12 protein-coding genes are annotated in these 10927 nt (G+C 61.1%); 9 read left to right on the top strand and 3 right to left on the bottom strand.

Annotation, left to right across the window (positions count from 1 at the left end; genetic code table 11):
- Positions 1-270 precede the first annotated feature (270 nt).
- Complete coding sequence (locus AC0L2R_RS01255; RefSeq protein ID WP_473507730.1) at positions 271-1044, bottom strand: GntR family transcriptional regulator; 774 nt, start codon at positions 1042-1044, stop codon at positions 271-273.
- Between the two features lie 307 nt (positions 1045-1351).
- Here AC0L2R_RS01255 and AC0L2R_RS01260 point away from each other — a divergent pair, with 307 nt between their 5' ends.
- The 9 genes from AC0L2R_RS01260 (at position 1352) to AC0L2R_RS01300 (ending at position 8326) form a co-directional block, all read left to right on the top strand.
- A complete protein-coding gene (locus tag AC0L2R_RS01260; protein ID WP_473507467.1) occupies positions 1352-1768 on the top strand; it encodes a hypothetical protein in 417 nt (138 codons plus the stop codon).
- Between the two features lie 10 nt (positions 1769-1778).
- Complete coding sequence (gene dctP, locus AC0L2R_RS01265) at positions 1779-2381, top strand: TRAP transporter substrate-binding protein DctP (protein ID WP_473507468.1); 603 nt, start codon at positions 1779-1781, stop codon at positions 2379-2381.
- Between the two features lie 63 nt (positions 2382-2444).
- Complete coding sequence (locus tag AC0L2R_RS01270; protein WP_473507469.1) at positions 2445-2957, top strand: TRAP transporter small permease subunit; 513 nt, start codon at positions 2445-2447, stop codon at positions 2955-2957.
- Positions 2958-2970: 13 nt separating this feature from the next.
- Positions 2971-4278 (top strand): TRAP transporter large permease, encoded by a 1308-nt coding sequence (locus AC0L2R_RS01275; RefSeq protein ID WP_473507470.1) that lies wholly within the window; start codon positions 2971-2973, stop codon positions 4276-4278.
- 23 nt (positions 4279-4301) lie between these two features.
- Positions 4302-5501, top strand: coding sequence for a mandelate racemase/muconate lactonizing enzyme family protein (locus AC0L2R_RS01280; protein WP_473507471.1), 1200 nt, complete (start codon positions 4302-4304; stop codon positions 5499-5501).
- Between the two features lie 16 nt (positions 5502-5517).
- Positions 5518-6285: an SDR family oxidoreductase gene (locus AC0L2R_RS01285; RefSeq protein WP_473507472.1), complete on the top strand. Its 768-nt coding sequence runs from the start codon at positions 5518-5520 to the stop codon at positions 6283-6285.
- 20 nt (positions 6286-6305) lie between these two features.
- Positions 6306-7346, top strand: a complete 1041-nt coding sequence (locus tag AC0L2R_RS01290) for an L-idonate 5-dehydrogenase (protein WP_473507473.1) — start codon at positions 6306-6308, stop codon at positions 7344-7346.
- A gap of 13 nt (positions 7347-7359) precedes the next feature.
- Positions 7360-7707, top strand: coding sequence for a hypothetical protein (locus AC0L2R_RS01295; protein WP_473507474.1), 348 nt, complete (start codon positions 7360-7362; stop codon positions 7705-7707).
- Positions 7688-8326: a 2-hydroxyacid dehydrogenase gene (locus tag AC0L2R_RS01300; protein ID WP_473507475.1), complete on the top strand. Its 639-nt coding sequence runs from the start codon at positions 7688-7690 to the stop codon at positions 8324-8326. Before AC0L2R_RS01295 ends, AC0L2R_RS01300 begins: the two co-directional genes overlap by 20 nt.
- A 46-nt stretch (positions 8327-8372) precedes the next feature.
- On the opposite strand, the gene tyrS is transcribed toward AC0L2R_RS01300, so the two are convergent.
- Both tyrS and AC0L2R_RS01310 read right to left on the bottom strand, forming a co-directional pair.
- Positions 8373-9626, bottom strand: coding sequence for a tyrosine--tRNA ligase (gene tyrS / locus AC0L2R_RS01305; protein ID WP_473507476.1), 1254 nt, complete (start codon positions 9624-9626; stop codon positions 8373-8375).
- Between the two features lie 199 nt (positions 9627-9825).
- A complete protein-coding gene (locus AC0L2R_RS01310; RefSeq protein WP_027154148.1) occupies positions 9826-10500 on the bottom strand; it encodes an alpha/beta hydrolase in 675 nt (224 codons plus the stop codon).
- Between the last annotated feature and the right edge of the window lie 427 nt (positions 10501-10927).

A 10927-nucleotide genomic window follows, 5' to 3' on the forward strand; every position in this document is an offset into this window, starting at 1 on the left:
TGGGCATGTGGCTGATCAAGAAGTCGTCCTACCGCAGCAGCAAGAAAGGGTGGATCAGAACCTTCCGCCTTCCGTCAGGTGGCTGCGAACTCGATCGCATCGATGGCGGGAGACGCCCCGATCCGCGCGGCGTCAGACCGGAAACGTCCGATATGAACACGACTTGGGACCATAGACAGACTTCTGAGCGGTCACGGACAAAGGTCCGATTCCTGATACTAACCTGCCGTTTTCGCCGCAGTGCAGCTCTCGAACTTCCGCAAAAGCATTTTAGGATTTGGCGACGGCGTTTCTTTGTTCCTGCCGTTCAGCAGAAGCCATCGGCAGAATTGGGTCGAGGGTACAGTCCATGAATTCAGGATCGACGTCGCGTTCGATGACATCGAACATGCTGTCTACGAAATCGATCAAGGAATCAGAGGATCGAATGGCCTGCTCGATGTCCCGTTTGACCACTGCATCCAGGACCGACAGATGCGTGTCGACGGTCTTTTTAATATTGGAGTGTCCGCTGGTGCGATTGTGATAGATCCAGCCAACACGTCTGAAGATGGTATGAAGCGGGCGCAGCGTGTGTTCCAGAAACGGCTCGCCCGCTGCGGCCAAGATCAGTTGGTCAATCCGCCGGTCAAAAGCATTGAACTCACCAATTGCAATCGCTTCCCGCCGTTCCCGCAACTGACGGGCCAAGTGCAGCATCTGGTTGCGATGCGACGAGCCCGATCGCTCCGCCGCGAGGCGAATGACGAAACGCTCGAGATCGCGACGGAGTTTGAGCAGCAGTCGCTCTCGCGCCAGATCAATGGGGGCCACCTGCAGGCCATGCCGGGGCCTGACGATCATCAGGGTGTCGGCCGCTAGCCGCGTGACGGCCTGATGGACGGGCGTGCGGCTGAACCCCGACATATCCTGCAGGTCTTGTATCGTGAGAAAAGCTCCAGGTTTTAACTCGCACGTGACGATCAGGTGCTCGAATTTCTCGTAGGCCAGGTCCAGCAGGTTAACAGCATTCCGGCGAGTCGGTGAGGGGGTGTCGATAGGCATCCCTTTTGCCGCCTTGGGCTTCACGCGCCTATTGGGGGGTTGTTTGCTCATGCCTCTCCGATCTCGCTTTGTGCGTAATACACAACATATTGTGATATTTCATCGCGTGCAAAGCGCTTTCTGTAGCTGCCCTCCATTCCCCACCTTTTGCGCTGGTCCCGCATTCGTCGCCTGCTGCATCGCGCGGGCGCATCCCAAATTGGCGTTGCGTATGGTGCAAAACTCGGATATGTGATCTTTAGTGATATTTTACAATATGTCACTGACATCGTGGAGGCGATGTGATCTTGCTCAGGAGGAGTTCAGCATGACCAGCTTTCGATCACGCATAGCAGGGGCCGCGTTGTTCGGTCTGCTTGCGATTGTGCCCGCCGCTTCATTGGCCGATGGGGCCGCGACGCTGCGTTTCCAGACGCATCACAGCCCGACATCGCTGCAAGGCAAGGCGCTCATTCGCTTTGCTGAACTTGCAAACCAGGGGTCAGGTGGAACACTTCAGGTAGAGATGCTGACCAGTTCGTCGGTCGTGAAGTCATCCGAAGCCTTCGAAGCGGCCGCTACCGGCATTATCGACGGCGACGCGACAGGCGCGGGCTATGTCACCGGCAAGAACCCAGCCTTCCAATTCTATGGCGACATCATGGGCGGTTACTCCAAGCCCGGCGGAGATCCTCGGGTGGTACAGGGATGCCGGAGGCCTCGACCTCGCCAACCAACTCTATGAACAATTCAACATGCATCTGGTCGGCGTGTTCGTCGCCACGCCGGAATCGCTTGGATCTACGACCACACTGGCCGGAATCGGGGATTTGAAGGGGTGGAAATTCCGCTCGCCGCCGGGGATGGAATCGGAAATTTTCCAAAAACTTGGTTCAGCTCCGGTCGTGATGCCGTTCGGCGAAGTGTTCACGGCAATGTCCACGGGCACGGTTTCCGGCGCCGACGCTTCGACCTTGGCTGTCAACAAAGGGCTCGGCCTCTATGACGTTGGAAAGCATGCCACCTATCCCGGCTTCCATTCGATGCCGATCGAGCATGTCACGGTCAACCTCGACAGGTGGAACGCACTGTCAGATGCCCAGAAGCAAGCGCTTCGCGATGCGGTCGACACGATCGCCAAGGAGGTTGCATCTCAATCGGCGGTCGACGACGAGAAGGCAGCGGCCGAACTGACGGCTGCCGGCGTCACCCTTCACAACTGGAGCGAGGAGGACCGGCTCGCTTTCCGCAAGGTTGCCCAAGAGGTTTGGGGCGATTGGGCGCAGCGCAGCCCGGAGGCAAAGGCGGCCTACGAGTCGCATGTCGCCTACATGGCCAAGCTCGGCATCCTGAAATAGCCCTCCGCATTTCAACCGGGCGGGCGGCTTGGATGCCGCCGCCCGAAACCGAGAGGCAGCATCATGTCAGCCGAACCGGATACCCACCACGAAGCAGGCAAGTCGCCACTGGCTTGGTTTTCCCTGCTGCTGCTCGTGATCGTAGTGATCACGCTTTATGAGGTCGTTGCGCGCTACATTTTCGGAAGCCCCACGGTGTGGGCCAACGAACTGTCGCTTTTCCTGTCCGCGATCGTCTTCCTGGTGTCTGGCGTCTACGCCATGCAACGTGACGAACATCTGCGGATTTCCGTGATCTACGACATGGTGCCCCGGCCGGTGCGGCGTGTTTTCGACGCGATTGCACTCCTTTGCACCCTGGTTTTCTGCGGCGGGCTGGCGTGGTTCGGATTTCCGACGGCATGGCGCGCGCTTGTCACCTGGGAGCGTTTCGGCACCGCCTGGAACCCACCCATTCCGGCTGTGATCAAACCGCTCATCGTCGTGGCCGCAGCTGCCATGGCGCTCATTGCAATCGTCAATTTCGTTCGCAACGGCCGCCGCCACCCGCCGGTCGAAGACGAACGCATTACCTGACGGGCGGCCGGACATGACGATCGAACTCATCTCCATAATTCTGCTTTTCGGTGTCTTTGGGCTTATGGCCGTCGGCGTGCCGCTCGCCTTCGCCGCCGGCTCACTCGCCATTCTTGTAGCCTACGCCAAGTTCGGATCGCCGGTCATCGCGCTTGCTCACAAGACGGTCTACGGCCTGGCCACCGAATACACGCTGCTTTCGGTGCCGATGTTTATCCTGATGGCGTCGCTGCTCGAACGCTCACGCCTGGCCCGTGACCTGTACGACGCACTCCACAGCGTGGTCGGAAGGGTGCGCGGCGGCATCGGCATCGTCACCCTCGTGATTTCGGTGCTGCTCGCCGCGATCAGCGGGATCATCGGCGGCGAGATTGTGCTGCTTGGCCTCGTCGCCCTGCCGCAGATGCTGCGTCTCGGATATGACCGCAATCTCGCCATCGGGATCGTCTGCGCCGGTGGTTCGCTGGGCACGATGATCCCGCCTTCGATCGTGCTCATCATTTACGGCCTGACGGCCGACGTCTCCGTGCACAAGCTGTTTCTGGCCTCGTTCATTCCCGGCTTTCTGCTCGCCGGCGTCTATCTTGCGTACATTGTCGTGCGCTGCTGGCTGAACCCATCCATCGCACCGATGCCTTCGGCAAAAGATCTTGCCGAGTTCTCTTGGGGCAAGTTTACGCGCGGCGCGCTCCCGACCGCTGCGCTTATCGTAACCGTATTCGGCTGCATCTATGGCGGCATCACCTCTATCACCGAAGCGGCGAGCATCGCGGTGGGGATGACGATTGCGATCATCGCGCTGCGCGGAGAACTGAGCTGGAAGATCGTTCGCCAGGCGCTGACGCAGACCTTGCGCGCCTGCGGCATCATCCTGTGGGTGACGTTTGGTGCGGCCGTCCTGATTGGCGTCTATAATCTGTCAGGCGGACAGCGCTACGTCACGGACCTCATCACCGGCCTCGACATCTCGCCCTTCATCACCATCCTGGTCATGATGGCCGTGTTTGTTGTGCTCGGCATGTTCATGGACTGGATCGGCATCCTTTTGCTCTGCATGCCGATCTTCGTGCCCATCGTGCTGGCTCTCGGCTACGACCCGGTCTGGTTCGGCGTACTCTTTTCGGTGACGATGCAGGTTGCGTTCCTTTCGCCGCCGTTCGGACCGGCAGCGTTCTATCTCAAGAGCGTGGCCCCACCGGAGATCACCCTTCAGAAAATATTCGCGTCTCTCTGGCCCTTCATACTGTTGCAGCTTGCTGTTCTGGCATTGCTTCTGAGCTTCCCGGAAATCTCGCTCTGGCTCCCGCGATTCTTCGGCTAGGAAAAATTCCCAAAGGCACAACAATGAAAATTACCTCGATCAAGACCTTCCGGCTGAAAGAGTTCTCAAACGTCTTGTGGGTCCACGTCGAGACCGATGCAGGTGTGACCGGACTTGGCGAAACTTTCTATGGGGCTGGGGCGGTGGAGGCGCACATCCACGACACGCTCGCAGCCAGACTGTTGGGCCGCAATCCGCTGCACATAGAGGCGCTCAACAAGGAAATGGTCTCGCTTCCGATGGCGCAGTCGTCAACCGGGGCCGAATACCGGGCCGCCTCGGCGATCGACATCGCGCTTTGGGATATCTTCGGAAAGGTCTGCGGCCAACCGGTGCACCAGATGCTGGGCGGCCTGTGCTGGGACAAGATCCGCATCTACAACACCTGCGCCGGATACCGCTATGTCCGCACCAACAACATCAGGCCGGTGTCGAACTGGAACCTCGGCGGGCGCGAAGGACCGTACGAAGATCTCGACGGCTTCATGAACCGGCCGGACGAACTCGCCGAGAACCTGCTCGAGTCCGGCATCACAGCCATGAAGATCTGGCCCTTCGATCCGGCCGCGCAGGAAACGCGTGGCCAGTACATCACCGCGGAGCAGATGAAGAAGGCGGTCGCGCCGTTCGAAAAGATCCGCAAGGCCGTCGACGACAAGATCGAGATCATGGTCGAGTTCCACTCGCTGTGGAACCTGCCGACGGCGAGGAAGATCGCTAAGGCGCTCGAACCGTACAGCCCGACTTGGTACGAAGACCCAATCCGGATGAACTCGGCGCAGGCGCTCGCCGAATATGCCGCGTCGACCGACGTCTGGGTCTGCGCCAGCGAGACGCTCGGCTCGCGCTGGCCCTACAAGGACATGCTGGAGCGCGACGCAATGCACGTCGTCATGGTCGATCTGTGCTGGACCGGGGGGCTGACCGAGGGGCGCAAGATCGCGGCACTTGCCGAAACCTATCACCGTCCCTTTGCGCCGCATGACTGCATCGGACCGGTGGGGTTCGCCGCTGCGGTTCATATGTCCTTTAGCCAACCCAACACACTGATCCAGGAATCGGTGCGCGCCTTCTATCGCGGCTGGTACAACGAGCTTGTCACGACAGTGCCGAAAATCGAAAACGGCTACGTCTATCCGATGGAGGGACCGGGCCTCGGTCTCGAACTCCTGCCGTCCGTCTTCGAGAGGGCTGACCTCTCGGTGCGAGCCTCGTCTTTATGATCTAGGGAAGACTAGAATGTCGATCAGCCTGTTCAGCCTGAAGAACAAGACGGCCCTGGTGACTGGCTCTTCGCGCGGTCTCGGCCATGCTATCGCCGTCGGACTGGCGCAGGCGGGCGCGTCGATTGTCCTGAACGGCGTCAACCGCGATCGCCTCCTCGCGGCTTCCTCGAATATGCGCGAAGAGGGGATGAGCGTGCGCGAATCCTGCTTCGACGTTACGGATGAGGCCTCTGTCGTCGCCGCCTTCGAAGGCTTCGATCGGGAGGGTGTGGCGATAGACATCCTCGTCAACAATGCGGGCATCCAGCTGCGCAAGCCGATGGTGGAACTTTCGACTGCGGAATGGCAGAGGGTGATCGACACGAACCTCACCAGCGCCTTCATTGTGGGCCGCGAGGCCGCGAAGCGGATGATCTCCCGAGGCAGCGGCAAGATCGTCAATATTGGCTCGCTGACCAGCGAACTGGCCCGCGCCACGGTAGCCCCCTACACCGTCGCCAAGGGCGGCATCAAAATGCTGACCAAAGCCATGACGGCCGAGTGGGCCGAACATGGCATCCAGGTCAATGCCATCGGCCCGGGCTATATGGTGACGGACATGAACGAGGCGCTGATCGCCAATCCTCAATTCGATGCTTGGGTCAAAGGCCGGACGCCGGCCCGGCGCTGGGGAAAGCCTGAAGAGCTCGTCGGCGCCGCGATCTTCCTTGCCTCCGCCGCGTCCGACTATGTCAGCGGCCAGATCATCTATGTCGACGGCGGAATGATTTCCGTCCTCTGACCTCCCGCAGGAGCTGTTTCATGCGCGCGCTGGTTGCTTATAAGCCGCACGACATCAGGATCGAAGACAACGAACCGGCACAGTCGCCCGGTCCCGGCGAAGTGCGCGTGCGCATCGAGCGCGGCGGCATCTGTGGTTCCGACCTCCATTACTATCACCACGGCGGTTTCGGCGCCGTGCAGCTGAAGGAGCCGATGATCCTCGGCCACGAAGTTGCGGGATGCGTTGTTGAGACAGGGCTGGCCGTCGCAAAGGTCAAAGTGGGCGATCGTGTGGCGATTAATCCGAGCATGCCGTGTGGGCAATGTCGGTATTGCCGGATGAAGATGAGCAATCAGTGCCTCGACATGAGGTTCTTCGGCAGCGCAATGCGCTTTCCCCACATGCAGGGCCTGTTCCGCGAGGAGGTGACCCTGCCCGAGGTGCAAGTCTTCGCGGTTCCCGCCGATCTCGACCTCGGCCTGGCGGCCTGTGCCGAGCCCCTCGCCGTCTGCCTGCATGCGGCTTCCTCGGCAGGCTCGTTGGTCGGAAAGCGCGTGCTGGTGTCGGGCTGCGGACCGATCGGTTGCCTCACGATCGTCGCCGCACGGCATGCCGGCGCGCAAGAGATCGTCTGCACCGATATTGCCGCCGCGCCGCTTCGGATCGCAAGCAAGCTCGGGGCCGACCGAACACTCGATCTTAGCGAGGCGCCCGACGCATTCCGGCCTTTCGCGGAAGAGAAGGGCGCTTTCGACACCGTCTTTGAGTGCTCCGGCAATGGGAAGGCACTTGCGGCTGTGTTCGAGGTTGTGCGCCCGCGTGGCATTATTGTCGCCGTCGGCCTTGGTGGTGACGTTTCCATGCCGTTGAACACAGCCGTCGCCAAGGAAGTGTCGCTTCGCGGGAGCTTCCGCTTTGATGCAGAGTTCGCGTGGGCCGTGGAACTGATCGCGAAGGGAGCGGTCGATCTTTCACCGCTGGTGACCGCGACCGTGCCGCTGGACAGCGCGGACGAGGCTTTTCGGCTGGCTTCCGATCGGGCGCAGTCAATGAAGGTTCAGCTTGCGTTCGATCGATAAGGAGCCTTCAAGGATGCACATCGTTTTCCACGGCGCGAACGCTTTGACCTTCCGGAGGGGCCTCGAAACCTTGCTGGAGGAGTCGCACGACATCGCCGAAGTGCCCGACGATCTGTTTGGGGAGACGCCGTGCGCGCTCTATTCAGCGGCGGACGTCATCGTCGGTATCCGGCTCACCTCCACCATGCCGATACCCTCGAGCCTGAAGCTCTATCAGGTTCCAGGTGCCGGGTATGACGGGATCGATCCCGCCGTCCTGCCTGCCGGCGCGGCGCTGTGCAACTGCTTCGGCCATGAGAACGCGATCGCCGAATATGTGATGGCGGCGCTGCTCGCGCCACGTGCCGCTCGCCGACGCTAACCGGCGTCTACGGAAGGGTGATTGGAAATATTGGGCGGGAGGGTCTGACGGCTTGCGCACCGAGCTCGGCGAAACCACCATCGGCATCCTCGGCCATGGCCATATCGGCAAGACTCTTGCCCATCGCGCCAAAGCTTTTGGCATGCGGGTGTCGATCGCCAACCGCAGCCCAGTCTCCATTTCGGAAGTGGTAGACGAGACTTATGCGCTGTCAAACCTGCCGGCCTTCATGGGGTCAGCCGATGCGATCGCTAACACGCTTCCACTTACGGAACAGACGCAGGGACTGATCGGCGCTGGGGAACTTGCCGCCATGCGGCCAAGCGCGGTGATCCTCAATGTCGGCCGCGGCGCCGTGATCGACGAAACAGCTCTCTACGAGGCGCTGAAGGCGAGACGGATCGGCGGGGCCGTCATCGACACTTGGTACGTTTATCCGAACGCAGAGAAGCCGAACCCGCTGCCCTCACGCCTGCCGTTTCATGAACTCGACAACGTGATGATGACTCCGCACATGTCGGGATGGACCAACGGCACGATCAGCCGCCGCCAGGAAACGATTGCGGACAATATCAATAGGCTTGCATCGGGAAAAGACCTGAAGAACCGCGTCCGTTAGCGGGGGTGCGAGCTGCATGCCGCCATCGAGATCGATCAAGCGCTGGTCAGACCGGCCGCACCAGAACGTGTTTTTTCTTGCCGAGCGACAGCTTTACGACCTGTTCCGGACCTAGATCCTCAAGTGTCACCAACCGGCGATCGTCGGACACGGACTGGTCGTTCAGCCGCACGGCGCCGCCCTGGATGTGTCGCCGCGCCTCGCCGTTGGACGCGGCAAGCCCGGCGGCAACGAACAGCGACAATATGCCGACGCCGCTTTCCAGATCGGCCTTGCCGACCTCGACGGTCGGCAGCGTTTCGGCCAGCGACCCTTCTTCAAACGTCTTGCGCGCGGTTTCCTCGGCTTGCTCGGCCGCCTCGCGGCCGTGCACGATGGTCGTCGTTTCAGTGGCCAGGACCTTCTTGGCCTCGTTGATCTCTGAGCCGCCAAGCGCGGCGAGCCGCGCGATCTCGCTAAGCGGCAGGCGGGTGAAAATCTTGAGGAAGCGCGTGACGTCGGCGTCCTCGGTGTTGCGCCAGTACTGCCAGAAATCATAGGGCGAGTAGAGGTCGCCGTTCAGCCACACCGCGCCCTTGGCCGATTTTCCCATCTTGGCGCCTGACGACGTCGTCAGCAGCGGTGTGGTCAGGGCATAAAGCTGCGGCGTGCCCATGCGGTGTCCGAGATCGACGCCGTTGATGATGTTGCCCCACTGGTCCGATCCGCCCATCTGCAGGCGGCAGCCATAGCGCCGGCTGAGCTCGACGAAATCATAGCCCTGCAGGATCATGTAGTTGAATTCGAGGAAGGAGAGCGATTGCTCGCGCTCGAGCCTCAGTTTGACGCTGTCGAAGGTCAGCATGCGGTTGACCGAAAAATGCCGGCCGACATCGCGCAGGAACTCGACATAGTTGAGCTTCATCAGCCAGTCGGCATTGTTGACCATGATCGCGTCGCCCGCACCGTCGCCGAAACGCAGGATGCGGCCGAAGATGCGCTTGATGCCCTCGATGTTGGTGGCGATGGCCTCAGGCGTCAAAAGCTTGCGCTGGTCGTCGCGGAAGGAAGGATCGCCGATCATCGAAGTGCCGCCGCCCATCAGCGCAATCGGCCGATGGCCGGTCTCCTGCAGCCAGTAGAGCATGGTCGCGGAAATCAGATTGCCGATATGCAGGCTGGTCGCCGTGGCGTCGTAGCCGACATAGGCGGTCACCGTTTCCCTGGCGAAAAGCTGGTCGAGGCCGGCATCATCCGAAATCTGGTGGATGAAACCACGCTCGCTCATTACGCGCAGGAAATCGGATTTGAAGGCGGACATTTTTTCTTTCCCGAAAGCGCCCGACCGATGCGGATCGGGCGTGGTATGGGTGAACGCGGGCGTTTAGCATCCAAGCGCGGTCAGCAAAAGGGGAATCCGGTTTTGCCACCTGACCGCTGTAACGGCGCCGCACGGCATCGAATCGAATGCCATATCCTGCGACAGAGCCGAGATGCCGGAGATATCTTCGCTGTTCGGCCTATCTCAACCGTTTCGGCCGCGGGTCGGACAACTCGCCGGCCAGACGGCGATCGAGATAGTCTGCGCATTCCTGGAGCAGGAGGTCCGCATCGTTGGAGAAGAAATGGTTGGCGCCGGGCAAGGTCTTCTGGGTGATGGTGATGCCCTTTTGCGTGTGCAGCTTGTCGACCAGCCCCTGCACGTCCTTTGGCGGCGCAACCTTGTCGGCGTCGCCATGGATGATGAGGCCGGACGAAGGGCAGGGCGCCAGGAACGAGAAATCATAGGTGTTGGGCTGCGGCGCGATCGAGATGAAGCCTTCGATCTCCGGCCGGCGCATCAGAAGCTGCATGCCGATCCACGAGCCGAACGAATAGCCGGCGACCCAGCAGCTCTTGGAATCCGGATGCAGCGACTGCACCCAGTCAAGTGCCGCGGCCGCATCCGACAATTCGCCGGTGCCGTGGTCGAATTCGCCCTGGCTGCGGCCGATGCCGCGGAAATTGAAGCGCAGCGTGGTGAAATCCCGCTTCTGGAACATGTAGAAGAGGTCGTAGACGATCTTGTTGTTCATCGTGCCGCCGAACTGTGGGTGCGGGTGCAGGATGATGGCGATCGGCGCGCTCTTTTCCTTGGAAGGCTGGTAGCGACCCTCCAGGCGGCCGGCCGGACCGGTGAAAATGACCTCAGGCATAAAATACTCCACATGGCATAAGAATGCGCGGTGCTTGGAACAACTCTTCCTCTGGCCCCAGTCTTCCCAGGCCTTGACGCAGGGCGAGCGTCTTCTTAGAAGCTAGTTTAGAATTGTTCAAAACTGGATGGCCAAAACGTCGTGGTTCGGCCATCCACGCCGCAAGTCGCGTAAATAGGACGGCTTGCCTTGCAATTTCAAGGAAATAACGCGTTATCCTCGCGGAATGGACCGATCGAAACGAAAATGGCCGGAAGACGCGCCTATCTCGACTACAATGCTAGCGCGCCGCTGCTTGCCGCGGCGCGGGGGGGGGGGGGGGGGGGGGGGGGGGGGGGGGCCCCCCCCCCCGCGGGGGGGGGGGGGGGGGGGGGGGGCCCCCGGGGGGGGGGGGGGGGGAGGGGGGGGGGGGGGGGGGGGGGGGGGG

Source organism: Mesorhizobium sp. WSM4820 (genome assembly GCF_055811075.1).

Coding starts and splice junctions, on each gene's coding strand:
- AC0L2R_RS01280 (WP_473507471.1), top strand. CDS start 4,302: ATGAAAATTACCTCGATCAAGACCTTCCGGCTGAAAGAGTTCTCAAAC.
- AC0L2R_RS01255 (WP_473507730.1), bottom strand. CDS start 1,044: ATGCCTATCGACACCCCCTCACCGACTCGCCGGAATGCTGTTAACCTG.
- AC0L2R_RS01295 (WP_473507474.1), top strand. CDS start 7,360: ATGCACATCGTTTTCCACGGCGCGAACGCTTTGACCTTCCGGAGGGGC.
- AC0L2R_RS01275 (WP_473507470.1), top strand. CDS start 2,971: ATGACGATCGAACTCATCTCCATAATTCTGCTTTTCGGTGTCTTTGGG.
- tyrS (WP_473507476.1), bottom strand. CDS start 9,626: ATGTCCGCCTTCAAATCCGATTTCCTGCGCGTAATGAGCGAGCGTGGT.
- AC0L2R_RS01260 (WP_473507467.1), top strand. CDS start 1,352: ATGACCAGCTTTCGATCACGCATAGCAGGGGCCGCGTTGTTCGGTCTG.
- AC0L2R_RS01285 (WP_473507472.1), top strand. CDS start 5,518: ATGTCGATCAGCCTGTTCAGCCTGAAGAACAAGACGGCCCTGGTGACT.
- dctP (WP_473507468.1), top strand. CDS start 1,779: ATGCATCTGGTCGGCGTGTTCGTCGCCACGCCGGAATCGCTTGGATCT.
- AC0L2R_RS01310 (WP_027154148.1), bottom strand. CDS start 10,500: ATGCCTGAGGTCATTTTCACCGGTCCGGCCGGCCGCCTGGAGGGTCGC.
- AC0L2R_RS01270 (WP_473507469.1), top strand. CDS start 2,445: ATGTCAGCCGAACCGGATACCCACCACGAAGCAGGCAAGTCGCCACTG.
- AC0L2R_RS01290 (WP_473507473.1), top strand. CDS start 6,306: ATGCGCGCGCTGGTTGCTTATAAGCCGCACGACATCAGGATCGAAGAC.